Genomic DNA, 13,561 nt, shown 5'->3' with positions numbered 1-13,561 from the left:
AAGGAGTGCCCGCCATGTCGGCGACTAAAATCCTCTGGGGCCAGATCCTCACCGTCTTCCTCATCGTCGTCATGACAACCTGGGCGGCGACGCAGTGGACGGCCTATCGGCTCGGCTTCCAACCGCAGCTCGGACTCCCCTGGTTCGAGCTGGCCGGCTGGCCAATCTACTATCCACCGGCCTTCTTTTGGTGGTGGTATTTCTACGATGCATATGCCCCGCCGATCTTCATCGAGGGGGCCTATATCGCGGCGTCAGGCGGCTTCATTTCGATCGCCGTCGCAATCGGCATGTCCGTTTGGCGGGCGCGTGAAGCCAAGAACGCCGAGACGTTCGGCTCCGCCCGATGGGCCGTCGCCCGCGAAGTAAGCGCCGCCGGCCTGCTGGGCGCGGATGGCGTCATCCTAGGGAAGTTCGATCGCGATTATCTTCGCCATGACGGGCCCGAGCATGTGCTCTGCTTTGCGCCCACGAGATCCGGTAAGGGTGTCGGCCTGGTCGTGCCGTCGCTGCTGACTTGGCCGGGTTCGGCGATCGTCCACGACATAAAGGGTGAGAACTGGACGCTGACGGCGGGCTTCCGATCCCGGCACGGCCGTGTACTGCTGTTCGATCCGACCAACGCAAAGTCGGCCGCCTACAATCCTCTGCTCGAGGTCCGTCGCGGCGAATGGGAAGTCCGCGACGTCCAGAATATCGCCGACATCCTGGTCGATCCGGAAGGCTCGCTGGAGAAGCGGAACCATTGGGAGAAGACCAGCCACGCGTTGCTGGTCGGCGCCATTCTGCACGTTCTCTACGCCGAAGCCGACAAAACGCTGGCTGGCGTCGCCGCCTTCCTCTCCGATCCGAAGCGGCCGATTGAGTCGACGCTGGCAGCCATGATGAAGACCGCCCACCTTGGCGAGGCCGGCCCGCATCCGGTGATCGCCAGCGCCGCGCGTGAGCTGCTAAACAAATCGGACAACGAGCGGTCTGGCGTGCTGTCGACCGCGATGTCGTTCCTCGGCCTCTATCGTGATCCCGTCGTCGCTGAGGTCACCCGCCGGTGCGACTGGCGCATCGTCGATATCGTCGGTGGCAATCGTCCGACAACGCTCTACCTTGTCGTGCCGCCGTCCGACATTAACAGGACGAAGCCGCTGATCCGCCTGATCCTCAATCAGATTGGCCGCCGCTTGACCGAGGATCTGCAGGCCAAGAGCGGTCGCCATCGGCTGCTGCTCATGCTCGACGAGTTCCCCGCGCTCGGTCGGCTCGACTTCTTCGAGAGCGCTCTCGCCTTCATGGCGGGTTATGGCCTCAAGGCGTTCCTGATCGCCCAGTCGCTCAATCAGATCGAGAAGGCTTACGGCCCGAACAATTCGATCCTCGACAACTGCCACGTCCGCGTCAGCTTCGCCACTAACGACGAGCGGACGGCCAAGCGCGTGTCGGATGCGCTCGGCACCGCGACCGAGATGCGGGCGATGAAGAACTATGCGGGCCACCGGCTTTCGCCCTGGCTCGGCCACATGATGGTGTCGCGGTCGGAAACGGCCAGGCAGCTGCTCACCCCAGGTGAAATCATGCAGCTTCCGCCCTCCGACGAGATCGTCATGGTCGCCGGCACGCCGCCCATCCGCGCCAAGAAGGCCCGCTACTATGAGGATCGGCGGTTCCAGGAGCGGGTATTGCCGCCGCCGGCACACGCTAAACCGAAACGGGCTTCGACCGATGATTGGAGCAATCTGGCCCTGCCGCTCACGCCCGAGATCCTGACCGCCGCGCCAGCAGCCAGCCTCGAGGACGAGGACACAACCGAATCCGAGCGCCGCCACCAGCCTGAGCTGAATCGCATGCAGCCGATGGAGAAGAAGGCGCCGATCGAGAACGAGTTCGAGATCGACCCGACAGACGATCCCGACGACGACGTCGCTCGCAACAGTCGCATGCGTGACGCCATGCGGCAGGCGGCGCGGCAGGCCTCGCTCGATCCCGGCGACGGCATCGAGCTGTAGGAGGCCGCCGTGACGAAATCACCGAAGAAGCAGCGGCTCTCTGTCTATCTCGAGCCTGACGTGATGAAGGCCCTCTCCGCGCATGCGGCTCGGCGCGGCCACTCGCTTTCGCTGGTCGCGGAGGCAGGTATCGCGTCCTTCCTGTCTCCCGATGCCGCGGAGCGCCAGGAGGCGGTGCTTGTCAAGCGGCTGGACCAACTCGACCGGCGCATGGCCCGGATGGAGCGCGATGTCGGTATTTCCGTCGAGACCCTGGCCATCTTCGTGCGCTTCTGGCTGACAACGACGCCGGCATTGCCGGAGCCCGCCGCTCAGGCTGCTCGCGCCAAAGCTGGGGAGCGGTACGAGTCGTTCATCGCGGCTCTGGGTCGTCGACTCGCGAGCGGGCCGAAGCTTCGGCAGGAGATATCAGAAGATCACGCGGGCGAAGAGCAATAATGTCGGGCCGAGCAAAGACCATTCCAGCGACGGCCAAAAGTTCGCCAGCGTCTCCTGCTTGGACGGAGCCGACGTCAAGGCGTCGCCCCGCTATCGCTGGGTGTTCTGGCGCCAGACAAGGCTGGCCTAGGCAGCATCCTCAATGTCGAAGCGAGCTACTTTCCCCGCCCGGAAGCGGAAAACGTGTCCGACTGTTTTGTCTTTGAGCCCGTGCGTCTGATCCTGAAGCGGTTTGCCTTCAAGATCAAAGATCGTCTGCCGGACTCTTGCTTTGATTGCGCCATCCTCAGTGGGATGGAAGTCCACGGGTTCGACATGGGGACTGACCACGGTCCACTGCCGGGTCCAATACTCGCGGACGGCTTCATGCCCCTGAACGTGCCCGCCATCCATACCATTGGCCCAGGCGACATCATCCGTGAGCTCGGTCAGCACGCCGTCTATGTCTCGAGCGTTGAATCGATCGTAGATGCGCTCAAGAACTCCAACATCATCCTTCATTGGTTCTTTCCTTCAAATAAGCGTGGCGCTTAGATACATATGCACGTATATATCTGAGGCTTTGAAGGCGCAAGGGAGACGCAAGATGGATCAAGATGCGCTTTCGACGCCCGGGCATCTGATAAGCTTGGCGGCCCGCGGATTTGCCCGCCTCAGCGAAGCGCGGCTCAAGCCGCTCGGCTTCGGTGTCGGTCATCTGCCGGTGCTCATTGCCCTTCGGGATGGCCGAGCGAGCACGCAGCGTGACCTTGCCCGTTTCGCCAAGATAGAACAGCCACCGATGGCCCAGATGCTCGCCCGCATGGAACGGGACGGACTGATTCAGCGAGTACCTGACCCAGCCGATGGACGCAGCAGCCGCATCACACTGACTGAGATGGCAAAAGCGCGCTTACCCGATGCCGTTGTTGCCTTGCTCCGGGGCAATGAAGAGGTGCTGAGTGACTTTACGAATGAGGAGGCCGGACTACTCGCTGACCTTCTAAAGCGCCTGCTCGCAAACCTCGATCGGATCGCGGGCGTCGAAGCATCGCCCAGCCAACCGATTCACGCCGATTCACGCGAACCGAGCTGACCGACCGGTCTGAGCCGCTCTTAGCGGTGAGTGGGTCATGCAATCCGTTGGTCCGACGCAAGTCGGCCGCCCGCAGCAGCAACGTTGCGCTCAATGCGTGGGTTCCCATTGTTGGCATCGGGGCGCATCCGATCGGGCAGCAAGTGTGTACCAACAGCATTGGTCTCCGGCTCAACCTTTCGCCAGCGCCCATATTGCCGAGGCGAGCAGCCCATGACGCGTTTGAAGGCCGTGCTGAACGCGCTTTCCGATTCATAGCCGAGCGAAGCGGCAACCGCCGAGACGGGATCGCTTGAATTCTCCAGCCTGTCGCAGGCGAGAAGCATCCGCCATCGCGCCACATACTGCATCGGCGGCTCGCCCACGTGCTCCTTGAACCTGAGTGCGAATGTCGAGCGCGACATGGCGGCGACCTCACCAAGCTCTTGCAGGGTCCATTGATAAGCGGGTTCGGCATGGATCGCCTTGATCGCGGCACCGAGCTGTTTATCCGCTAGGGAGAAGAACCAGCCGACACGGTCGCCGTCACCCGTGTCCAGATGCACACGCAGAGCCTGCACCAGCATCAGATGAGCCAGATGCTGCACCACGAGGGCGTTGCCTGGCTGCTCTTCACGCAGTTCCCTCATCATTTGCTCGACGGACCAGCGCAGGGCTGCTCGCTCATGCTGCTCTCGAATGTGCACGATCGGGGGAAGCAGGCCGAGCAGCATGTCGGCGTGATTGCTCTTCACGCCGAAGCGGCTTCCCACCAGAAACAATCCGCCGCCGCCGTTGAGCGTGACGACACCGCCCCTTCGCGCGACCGGGAATATCTCCCCTGCTCCGACCGCAGGCCCATTGATGCTGCTGCCAAGCCGAAAGGGCCGACCAGTCGGCAGCACGAAGCAGTCGCCGGCCTCCAAGCGCACTGCATCGCTAACACCCTCGACGGTCAGCCAGCAGCCACCCGACACGACCGCATAGCATTTGATGAGCTTATGCTGATCGCCGAACTGGACAGCCCAGTCGCCGCCGGCGTCGAAGCCGGAGGACACATAAGCTTGCGGTTTAAGCAGCGAGAGGACGTCTGAAAGCGGATCCATGGGCTCATCTCGGACGATTGCGAAGATATAGCGGACTATCCCGCATAGACCGTCCTAAAGCAACCGCCTACGTTCCAGCAGAACATGAACGCAGGCGACGGCACATCTGCTCGGCCTGTCATCGCATCGGCCGCGCTTCCGCCTTCAACACCGGAGTAAAACATGATCGTCGTAACCGCCCCGACCGGCGATATTGGTCATCAGGTTGTCCAGAACCTTCTCCAATCGGGAGCGCCAATCCGCGTGATTGCGCGCGATCCATCTCATCTGGGCGACGAAATACGAAACAGCGTCGAGGTCGTCGAAGGCTCCCATGGGGACGCTGGCGTCGTCAACGAAGCGTTCAGCGGCGCCGACACGGCATTCTGGCTCGTGCCTCCCGACCCGAAGGCGGCTTCCGTGATGGCGGCCTATGTCGACTTCACCCGTCCCGCAGCAGCCGCCTTGAAGGCGCAAGGCGTCAAGCGCGTCGTTGCGATCACGGCGCTCGGGCGCGGTTCGCCGGTGGCCGACAGAGCGGGCTTCGTCACCGGCTCGCTGGCGATGGATGACATGATAGTCAGTACGGGCGTCGCATTCCGCGGCCTGGCCAACCCGTCCTTCATGGACAACATCGCCCGGCAGGCGACCGCGATCCGCGATCAGGGCAAATTCTTCATGCCGATCTCGGGCGACCTCAAGCTTCCGAGCGTCGCAACACGCGACATCGCCGCCGTCGCGGCACGCTGGCTGCTTGATGACAGTTGGACGGACCAGAGCGAGGTGCCTGTTCTCGGCCCCGAGGATATTTCGTTCAACGACATGGCCGAGATCATCTCCGATGTACTCGGCAAGGCAGTCACCTACCAACAGATCAGCTTCGACGCGTACAAGGCTCGCTTCCTGCAGTTCGGCTTCTCCGATGCCATGGCGCAGGGAATGACGGACATGGCCTGGGCCAAGGATCAGGGCCTCGACCTGACTGCGCCCAGGACGCCGGAAAATTCAACGCCGACGAGCTTCCGCGAGTGGTGCGAGGAGACGCTCAAGCCCGCCGTCCTCGGCTGAGCCGGCCTTCCGATACGCCCACAGTAGGAGCATCGCGCCATGAATTTGACGGGTCGAACCATTCTCATTACCGGCGGCACGAGCGGCATCGGCCAGGGGCTCGCCGAGACGTTCCATCAGCGCGGCAACCAGGTCATCATTGCCGGCCGTCGTCAGGCCCTTCTGGACGAGATCACCGCGGCGCATCCCGGGATGCATGGCCTGCAGGTGGATATGCAGGACCCGGCGGCGGTTGCCCGCCTGGCCGAAGAGATTCAGTCGCTTTTTCCCGACCTCGACGTTCTCGTGAACAACGCCGGCATTTCCCGGCTCGAGGCGTGGGATGGCGATGCGATCGACATCGACACATCGCTCTCGATCATCGAGACCAACATCATGGGCGTCCTGCGGTTGACGGCGGCTCTGCTGCCGACACTCGCGAGGCAGCCATCCGCGACCATCATCACCACCACCTCGGGTCTCGCCTTCGTACCGCGCTTCAACTACCCCACCTATTGCGCGAGCAAGGCGTTCCTCCATTCGTGGCTGCAATCCCTGCGCCACCAGCTTCGACATAGGCCCATCGAAGTCATCGAGCTTGCGCCGCCTTATGTGCAGACCGAACTCGCAGGTCTTCAGCAGGCGAGCGATCCCGCCGCCATGCCGCTGGCCGACTACATCGCCGAAGTCCTCGAGCTTCTCGGAGAGCCCACACCGGCCGACGGCGAAATCATGGTCGAGCGGGTCAAGGGTCTGCGCATGGCGGAAAGGCGCGGCGCCTATCCGGAAATCTACGCATACCTCAACCCGGCATAGAGGTCGGAGCCACCGCACGGCGGGGATTGCTCAGCAAAGCTCGATCCCGCTCAAACCTCTTTTTGAGACCAACGAAAGGAGACTTCACGATGGGCAACGCACATGTTCAGGAAACGGCGCAACTGCAGTCGCAGGCAGATCATGGCCGGCGGCGTGGCAAATTCATCCTTTGGACGGTCATTGCTTCCGTGGTCGCGGCCTTCGCCGCCTGGCTCAGCGCGGCCCTCAACCTCGAGGTCTGGGTGATGTTCGCAGGTTTCATTGCGTGGTTCACGCGGCCGACATCCCTGAAGAACAGCATGGCGGCCATGCTGTGCCTCTGGCTCGGCATCGCGATCGGCGCCGTCTCTCATATCGTGACCGGCGCCCTCTTCCCTTTGCTCGATCATATGGCGCTGCCTGTCGTCGTGTTTCTCGTCGCGRTCCTGATCGTCGGGCTGCGCAGCCACCGTATCCTGGGCAACATGCTGGCATGGTTCCTCGGCATGGTGACCTTCTTCGCGGCCGAACTTGATCTTGCCACCGCCTCCTTCATCCATCTGGCCGTCGCGACAGGGATCGGCGGACTTGCCGGCTACACCTGCCAGACCTTGAATCGACGCTTCGCCGAATAGTCTCGCATCCCGAATTGCGAAGGACGGCCCGGCGCAACAGGCCTGAGCACAAGGTCGTTTGTGTTTTGTCGCATATTTGAAGCAAAGCATCTGAGATCCAGATTGGCGCTAGCCTGAGCGCGGCGCACGTCGGAGCGAGAGTGTCCACCTCAGCGCCTTAGTCTCGGTCCGGAACCTCACAAGTATAAAGCTATTCCGCCGTTTCCCTGTCTTTGTACGCCACAGTACGACGACCACATTATGGTTGTTGTCAGGCCATGATTTCTACCTCTTCTACTCATCCCCGATCCAGGGCCGCATGTCGCGGGCCCGCACGAGAACGGGGACGACGTGGCGGCCACTCACCAGAAATCGGAGGCGATCCTTCGCGGCGCCCGCATGCTGCGCACGGCCCTCGGGCCGGCGATCGCCCGCTTTCTGGAAGACCCCGCGATCGTCGAGGTGATGCTCAACCCCGATGGGCGGCTCTGGGTCGACCGGCTTTCCGAAGGGCTTTCCGACACGGGTGAGTTGCTGTCGCCTTCTGACGGCGAGCGGATCATCCGTCTGGTCGCCCACCATGTCGGCGCCGAGGTTCATCCCGGCGCACCGCGTGTCTCGGCCGAACTGCCCGAGACGGGCGAGCGGTTCGAGGGGTTGTTGCCTCCTGTGGTGTCCGCGCCGGCCTTCGCGATCCGCAAGCCCGCCGTCGCCGTGTTCACACTCGACGATTATGTCGCCGCCGGGATCATGGCGGCGGATCAGGCCGAGACGCTGCGCCAGGCCGTCGCCGACCGGCGCAACATCCTCGTCGCCGGCGGCACATCCACCGGCAAGACGACCCTCACCAACGCGCTGCTCGCGGAAGTCTCCAAGACCTCGGACCGCGTCGTCCTCATTGAGGACACGCGTGAACTGCAATGCGCCGCGCCGAACCTGGTCGCCATGCGGACCAAGGACGGCGTCGCCTCGCTCTCCGACCTCGTCCGTTCCTCCCTTCGCCTGCGCCCCGATCGCATCCCCATCGGCGAGGTGCGCGGCGCCGAAGCGCTCGACCTGCTGAAGGCCTGGGGCACGGGCCATCCCGGCGGTGTCGGCACCATCCACGCCGGCACCGCCATCGGCGCGCTGCGTCGCATGGAACAGCTCATCCAGGAAGCCGTCGTCACCGTCCCGCGCGCCCTGATCGCCGAGACGATCGATCTGGTCGCTGTGCTCTCCGGCCGCGGTGCACTGCGCCGTCTCGCCGAACTCGCCCGCATCGAGGGCCTCGGCTCCGACGGCGACTACCGCGTCACTCCCGCAAGCCAGCCCCTCACAGGAGACCCGTCATGATCCAACATGCTTTGCGCATCCGCCGCCGCCTCGCCACGGCGGTATCCGTCACCTTCGTGACGCTGGCGCTCGCGCCTGCGGCTCACGCATCCGGATCCCAGATGCCGTGGGAGGAGCCGCTTCAGAAGATCCTGCAATCTATCGAGGGTCCCGTTGCCAAGATCATCGCCGTGATGATCATCATCATCACCGGCCTGACGCTGGCCTTCGGCGATACGTCGGGCGGTGCGCGAAAACTGATCCAGATCGTCTTCGGCCTGTCGATCGCCTTCGCTGCATCCAGCTTCTTCCTGTCGTTCTTCTCGTTCGGCGGCGGGGCGCTGGTCTGATGGCCGGCGACGGCGACCATGGCGGCGAGCTACCGGGCTTCTCGGTCCCGGTCCATCGGGCGCTGACCGAGCATATCCTGCTCGGCGGCGCTCCGCGCTCGCTCGCCATCCTCAACGGCACGCTGGCAGCCGCGCTCGGCCTCGGCCTGCGCCTCTGGCTGGTCGGCCTCGGCCTCTGGGCTCTCGGCCACTTCGCGGCCGTCTGGGCCGCCAAGCGCGATCCGCAGTTCGTCGATGTCGTGCGCAAGCATCTGCGCATCCCCGGCCACCTGTCGGTCTGAGGAGGAAAGACGATGATGAACCTCGCCGAATATCGCAATCGCAACACCCGGCTCGCCGACTTCCTGCCCTGGGTCGCTCTGGTCGGCGAAGGCATCGTGCTGAACAAGGACGGCAGCCTGCAGCGCACCGCGCGCTTCCGCGGCCCCGACCTTGACAGTGCCGTGCCGGCCGAGCTGGTTGCCGTCGCCGGCCGCCTCAACAACGCCTTCCGTCGACTCGGCTCCGGCTGGGCGATCTTCGTCGAGGCGCAGCGCCATGGCGCTGCGACCTATCCGGCAAGCATGTTCGCCGACAGCGCGTCCGCCTTGGTCGATGTCGAACGCAAGGCCGATTTCGAGGAAGCCGGCGCGCATTTCGAGTCCAGCTACTTCCTGACCTTCCTCTATCTGCCGCCGGCCGAGGACGCCGCGCGTGCCGAAACCTGGCTCTATGAGGGCCGCGATCACGCCGGCGTCGATGCGCACGAGATCCTGCGCGGCTTCGCCGACCGCACCGATCGCATCCTCCAACTCATCGACGCCTTCATGCCGGAATGCGCCTGGCTCGATGACGGCGAGACGCTGACCTATTTGCATTCGACGGTCTCGACGAAGCGGCATCGCGTCCGCGTCCCCGAAACGCCGATGTATCTCGATGCGCTGCTCGCCGATCAGCCGCTGACGGGCGGGCTGGAGCCCCGGCTCGGCGATGCCCRTCTGCGCATACTCACCATCGTCGGCTTTCCGACCGCGACCACGCCAGGCATCCTCGACGAGCTGAACCGGCTGGCCTTTCCGTACCGCTGGTCGACGCGGGCCGTCTTGCTCGACAAGACCGACGCCACCAAGCTGCTGACCAAGATCAGGCGGCAATGGTTCGCCAAGCGCAAGTCGATTGCCGCCATCCTCAAGGAGGTGATGACCAACGAGGCCTCGGCGCTGGTCGATACCGATGCCGCCAACAAGGCGGCCGACGCCGATATGGCGCTGCAGGAGCTGGGCGCGGACTATGCCGGCCAAGCCTATGTGACGGCGACGATCACCGTCTGGGACGATGATCCCCGTATCGCCGCCGAGAAGCTGCGGATGGTCGAGAAAGTCATCCAGGGCCGCGACTTCACCGCGATGCCCGAGACGATCAACGCGGTGGACGCCTGGCTCGGCTCGCTGCCCGGCCATGTCTACGCCAATGTCCGCCAACCTCCGATCAACACATTGAATCTCGCCCACATGATCCCGCTGTCGGCGGTGTGGGCGGGACCGGAACGGGACGAGCATTTTGCGGCACCCCCACTGCTGTTCGGCAAGACCGAAGGCTCGACCCCGTTTCGGCTTTCCATCCATGTCGGCGACGTCGGCCATACGCTGATCGTCGGTCCGACCGGCGCCGGCAAGTCTGTGCTGCTGGCGCTCATGGCGCTGCAATTCCGGCGCTATCCGCAAAGCCAAGTCTTCGCCTTCGACTTCGGCGGATCGATCCGGGCCGCCGCGCTCGCCATGCGTGGCGACTGGCACGATCTCGGCGGTGGCCTCACCGAAGGCTCAGACGACAGCGTGTCGCTTCAACCGCTCGCGCGCATCGAGGATGTCGCCGAGCGCGCCTGGGCCTCCGATTGGCTGCTCGCGATCCTGATGCGCGAGAGCGTGCCGGTCACGCCCGAGGTGAAGGAGCATCTTTGGTCGGCGCTCTCCTCGCTGGCGTCGGCACCCGTCGCCGAGCGCACGCTGACGGGATTGTCCGTGTTGCTGCAATCCAACGATCTCAAGCAGGCGCTCCGACCCTATTGCGTCGGCGGTCCCTATGGGCGCCTGCTCGACGCCGAGGCCGAGCATCTGGGCGAAGCCAATGTTCAGGTCTTCGAGACCGAAGGACTGATCGGCACTGGCGCGGCTGCCGCTGTGCTCGCCTATCTCTTCCACCGTATCGAGGATCGCCTCGACGGGCGCCCGACACTGCTGATCGTCGACGAAGGCTGGCTCGCGCTGGACGACGAGGGTTTCGCCGGGCAACTCCGCGAATGGCTGAAGACGCTGCGCAAGAAGAACGCCAGCGTCATCTTCGCCACCCAGTCGCTCTCGGATATTGACGGCTCGGCGATCGCGCCGGCCATCATCGAAAGCTGCCAGACCCGCATCTTGCTCCCGAACGAGCGCGCGATCGAGCCGCAGATCACGGCTATCTATCGCCGCTTCGGGCTCAACGATCGCCAGATCGAGATCCTCGCGCGGGCGATGCCAAAGCGCGACTATTACTGCCAATCCCGGCGCGGCAACCGGCTGTTCGAGCTGGGCCTGTCGGACGTAGCGCTCGCGCTTTGCGCCGCATCATCGAAGCAGCATCAGGCGCTGATTGCGGACGTTCACGCCCGCAGCGGCACGGACGGGTTCCTCGCGGAGTGGCTCGCCGAAAACCGGCTTGCCTGGGCCGCCGACCTCGTCGCCGACCTCACCAACGTCATCCCCCAAACCGATCCGGAGGTACGCCCATGACTCGTTCCGTTCGTTCCCGCTCACGCGCCGCTCGGCTCGCCTTCTCCATTCTGGCGGCGCCTTTGGCGCTGTCACCGCTGCTCACCGGGCCGGCGCACGCCATCATCGTCTACGATCCCACCAATTACGCGCAGAACGTTCTTCAGGCCGCCCGCGCGCTCGAGCAGATCAACAACCAGATCACCTCGCTGCAGAACCAGGCACAGTCACTGATCAATCAGGCGCGAAACCTCGCGAGCTTGCCATACTCGTCACTGCAGCAGCTTCAGCAGTCCGTGCAGCGGACGCAACAGCTCCTCACTCAAGCGCAGAACATCGCCTACAATGTGCAGAACATCGACCAGGCGTTCCGCACGACCTACGGCAACGCGTCGATGACCGCCTCGGACCAGCAGCTCGTCGCCGGCGCGCGGGAGCGCTGGCAGAACACGGTCGGCGGCTTGCAGGATGCGATGCGCGTCCAGGCCGGCGTCGTCGGCAACATCGACACGAACCGGACCCAGATGTCGGCRCTGGTGGGCCAGAGCCAGGGCGCTACCGGCGCGCTGCAGGCGACACAGGCGGGCAACCAGCTTCTCGCCCTGCAAGCGCAGCAGCTCGCCGACCTAACGGCTGTGGTCGCCGCAAACGGTCGCGCGCAGAGCCTGTCCGAAGCGGAGCGCTCAGCCGCGGCCGAGCAAGGTCGCGAGCAGCGCCGTCGCTTCCTGACGCCGGGCAGCGGCTACCAGCCGGGCAACGCCCGCATGTTCCCGAACGGCAACTGAGGGCGCGGCCATGGACGGCAAGATGCTCGCCCGACTCGGCACCGTCATTTTTGTCGCAATCGCAGTGACTGCGACCGCGATCGAGATGAGCCGGAAAGAGGAAGCGCCCGAGGCGTGGCCGTCCGGCCGCGCCGCCGTGACCGCGGCCGACCCGTTGCGCGACGAGCTGATCCGCTGCCAGGCGCTCGGCGAAGCCGGTCCCCGCGACCTCGCATGCCTGCGGGCTTGGGCTGAAAACCGCAACCGCTTCCTTGCGCCCGGCGCGCGACCTGCCGAGCGACTGCCGGACATGCCGCCAGCGCCGCGAAACGACACCACTCCCCAACCGGGCCGCACCGATCAGCCAGCCGTGGAGCCCGCCGCGCCGATCGCGCCGCCGCAGCTCGACGAAGCGAGATAACATCATGGGCGGCACCGGCGTCATCGACCATTTCCTCGAGGTATTTACCCGCTACATCGATAGCGGATTCGGGTTGCTCAGCGGCGAAGTCGCCTTCATCGCCACCACCCTGATCGTCATCGACGTGACGCTGGCTGCACTCTTCTGGAGCTGGGGCGCCGACGACGACATCATGGCTCGCCTGGTGAAGAAGACGCTGTTCGTCGGTGTCTTCGCCTACATCATCGGCAACTGGAACAACCTGGCACGCATCGTCTTCGAGAGCTTCGCCGGCCTGGGATTAAAAGCCAGCGGCACCAGCTTCACCACGGCCGATCTCTTGCGCCCCGGCAAGGTGGCGCAAACTGGTCTCGACGCCGGCCGGCCGCTCTTGGAGTCGATCTCTGGCCTGATGGGCTACTGGTCGTTCTTCGAGAACTTTATCCAGATCGCCTGCATGTTCCTCGCCTGGGCGCTGGTCCTGCTCGCCTTCTTCATCCTCGCCATCCAGCTCTTCGTCACGCTCATCGAATTCAAACTGACGACGCTCGCGGGCTTCGTGCTGATCCCCTTCGGCCTATTCGGGAAATCGGCCTTCATGGCCGAACGCGTGCTCGGCAACGTCATCTCTTCCGGCATCAAGGTTTTGGTCCTCGCCGTCATCATCGGCATCGGTTCGACCCTCTTCTCCGAATTCACTTCCGGTTTCGGCGGGGCAACCCCCACAATCGACGAAGCGATGGCGATCGTACTCGCCGCGCTGTCGCTGCTCGGCCTCGGCATCTTCGGTCCCGGCATCGCCAGTGGTCTCGTTTCCGGCGGCCCGCAGCTCAGCGCCGGCGCAGCGGTTGGCACGGGCATGGCCGCGGGCGGCATGGTCGCGCTCGGCGCTGGCGCCGTCGGCGCCGCCGCCTCCGGTGGTGCTGCGCTGGCGGGTGGCGCCGCCGCCGCCGCTCGCGGCGGTGCTGCGA

At 64.5% G+C, this 13,561-nt stretch carries 15 protein-coding genes; 13 read left to right on the top strand and 2 right to left on the bottom strand.

Translation table 11 applies throughout. The features are described from left to right. Nucleotides 1-14: 14 nt before the first annotated feature. Together AC1DYF_RS34025 and AC1DYF_RS34020 are read left to right on the top strand one after the other, a co-directional pair. On the top strand, nucleotides 15-2,000 hold the full coding sequence (locus AC1DYF_RS34025; RefSeq protein WP_477882493.1) for a conjugal transfer protein TraG: 1,986 nt from the start codon (nucleotides 15-17) through the stop codon (nucleotides 1,998-2,000). Between the two features lie 9 nt (nucleotides 2,001-2,009). Further along, complete coding sequence (locus AC1DYF_RS34020) at nucleotides 2,010-2,438, top strand: CopG family transcriptional regulator (protein WP_477882491.1); 429 nt, start codon at nucleotides 2,010-2,012, stop codon at nucleotides 2,436-2,438. Nucleotides 2,439-2,564: 126 nt separating this feature from the next. On the opposite strand, the gene AC1DYF_RS34015 is transcribed toward AC1DYF_RS34020, so the two are convergent. After that, a complete protein-coding gene (locus AC1DYF_RS34015; RefSeq protein WP_477882489.1) occupies nucleotides 2,565-2,939 on the bottom strand; it encodes a nuclear transport factor 2 family protein in 375 nt (124 codons plus the stop codon). An 85-nt stretch (nucleotides 2,940-3,024) separates the two neighbouring features. Here AC1DYF_RS34015 and AC1DYF_RS34010 point away from each other — a divergent pair, with 85 nt between their 5' ends. Continuing rightward, nucleotides 3,025-3,513: a MarR family winged helix-turn-helix transcriptional regulator gene (locus AC1DYF_RS34010; protein WP_477882487.1), complete on the top strand. Its 489-nt coding sequence runs from the start codon at nucleotides 3,025-3,027 to the stop codon at nucleotides 3,511-3,513. A gap of 35 nt (nucleotides 3,514-3,548) precedes the next feature. On the opposite strand, the gene AC1DYF_RS34005 is transcribed toward AC1DYF_RS34010, so the two are convergent. Next, complete coding sequence (locus AC1DYF_RS34005; RefSeq protein WP_477882485.1) at nucleotides 3,549-4,598, bottom strand: AraC family transcriptional regulator; 1,050 nt, start codon at nucleotides 4,596-4,598, stop codon at nucleotides 3,549-3,551. A 162-nt stretch (nucleotides 4,599-4,760) separates the two neighbouring features. On the opposite strand from AC1DYF_RS34005, the gene AC1DYF_RS34000 reads away from it, so the two are divergent. The 10 genes from AC1DYF_RS34000 to trbL form a co-directional block, all read left to right on the top strand. Further along, entirely contained in the window at nucleotides 4,761-5,645 is an 885-nt protein-coding gene (locus tag AC1DYF_RS34000) for an NmrA family NAD(P)-binding protein (RefSeq protein WP_477882483.1), read from the top strand. A 39-nt stretch (nucleotides 5,646-5,684) separates the two neighbouring features. Further along, nucleotides 5,685-6,440 carry an SDR family oxidoreductase gene (locus tag AC1DYF_RS33995; RefSeq protein WP_477882481.1) on the top strand — a complete coding sequence of 252 codons (756 nt, stop codon included), beginning with the start codon at nucleotides 5,685-5,687 and terminating at the stop codon, nucleotides 6,438-6,440. Between the two features lie 89 nt (nucleotides 6,441-6,529). Next, entirely contained in the window at nucleotides 6,530-7,054 is a 525-nt protein-coding gene (locus AC1DYF_RS33990; RefSeq protein ID WP_477882479.1) for a DUF1097 domain-containing protein, read from the top strand. Between the two features lie 330 nt (nucleotides 7,055-7,384). Then, nucleotides 7,385-8,368, top strand: coding sequence for a P-type conjugative transfer ATPase TrbB (gene trbB, locus AC1DYF_RS33985; RefSeq protein WP_477882478.1), 984 nt, complete (start codon nucleotides 7,385-7,387; stop codon nucleotides 8,366-8,368). Beyond that, entirely contained in the window at nucleotides 8,365-8,697 is a 333-nt protein-coding gene (locus tag AC1DYF_RS33980; RefSeq protein ID WP_477882476.1) for a TrbC/VirB2 family type IV secretion system protein, read from the top strand. The genes trbB and AC1DYF_RS33980 overlap by 4 nt, the downstream gene beginning before the upstream one ends. Beyond that, on the top strand, nucleotides 8,697-8,978 hold the full coding sequence (locus AC1DYF_RS33975) for a VirB3 family type IV secretion system protein (protein WP_477882474.1): 282 nt from the start codon (nucleotides 8,697-8,699) through the stop codon (nucleotides 8,976-8,978). The genes AC1DYF_RS33980 and AC1DYF_RS33975 overlap by 1 nt, the downstream gene beginning before the upstream one ends. A 12-nt stretch (nucleotides 8,979-8,990) precedes the next feature. Next, nucleotides 8,991-11,447 (top strand): conjugal transfer protein TrbE, encoded by a 2,457-nt coding sequence (trbE, locus tag AC1DYF_RS33970; protein ID WP_477882472.1) that lies wholly within the window; start codon nucleotides 8,991-8,993, stop codon nucleotides 11,445-11,447. Then, nucleotides 11,444-12,211: a P-type conjugative transfer protein TrbJ gene (gene trbJ, locus AC1DYF_RS33965; protein ID WP_477882470.1), complete on the top strand. Its 768-nt coding sequence runs from the start codon at nucleotides 11,444-11,446 to the stop codon at nucleotides 12,209-12,211. The genes trbE and trbJ overlap by 4 nt, the downstream gene beginning before the upstream one ends. 10 nt (nucleotides 12,212-12,221) lie before the next feature. Then, entirely contained in the window at nucleotides 12,222-12,611 is a 390-nt protein-coding gene (gene trbK-alt, locus AC1DYF_RS33960; RefSeq protein WP_477882468.1) for a putative entry exclusion protein TrbK-alt, read from the top strand. Nucleotides 12,612-12,615: 4 nt separating this feature from the next. Beyond that, nucleotides 12,616-13,561: P-type conjugative transfer protein TrbL (gene trbL, locus AC1DYF_RS33955; RefSeq protein WP_477882467.1), on the top strand; the 946-nt coding region annotated here is incomplete at its 3' end.

The organism is Rhizobium sp. P2_G9, from assembly GCF_056403475.1.
This window is presented reverse-complemented; position numbering and strand designations above follow the sequence as displayed.

What these genes read in the sequence shown, in the direction of transcription:
- trbK-alt (WP_477882468.1), top strand. Translation starts at nt 12,222, where the DNA reads ATGGACGGCAAGATGCTCGCCCGACTCGGCACCGTCATTTTTGTCGCA.
- AC1DYF_RS34005 (WP_477882485.1), bottom strand. Translation starts at nt 4,598, where the DNA reads ATGGATCCGCTTTCAGACGTCCTCTCGCTGCTTAAACCGCAAGCTTAT.
- AC1DYF_RS33980 (WP_477882476.1), top strand. Translation starts at nt 8,365, where the DNA reads ATGATCCAACATGCTTTGCGCATCCGCCGCCGCCTCGCCACGGCGGTA.
- AC1DYF_RS34025 (WP_477882493.1), top strand. Translation starts at nt 15, where the DNA reads ATGTCGGCGACTAAAATCCTCTGGGGCCAGATCCTCACCGTCTTCCTC.
- AC1DYF_RS34015 (WP_477882489.1), bottom strand. Translation starts at nt 2,939, where the DNA reads ATGAAGGATGATGTTGGAGTTCTTGAGCGCATCTACGATCGATTCAAC.
- AC1DYF_RS33995 (WP_477882481.1), top strand. Translation starts at nt 5,685, where the DNA reads ATGAATTTGACGGGTCGAACCATTCTCATTACCGGCGGCACGAGCGGC.
- AC1DYF_RS34010 (WP_477882487.1), top strand. Translation starts at nt 3,025, where the DNA reads ATGGATCAAGATGCGCTTTCGACGCCCGGGCATCTGATAAGCTTGGCG.
- AC1DYF_RS34000 (WP_477882483.1), top strand. Translation starts at nt 4,761, where the DNA reads ATGATCGTCGTAACCGCCCCGACCGGCGATATTGGTCATCAGGTTGTC.
- AC1DYF_RS33975 (WP_477882474.1), top strand. Translation starts at nt 8,697, where the DNA reads ATGGCCGGCGACGGCGACCATGGCGGCGAGCTACCGGGCTTCTCGGTC.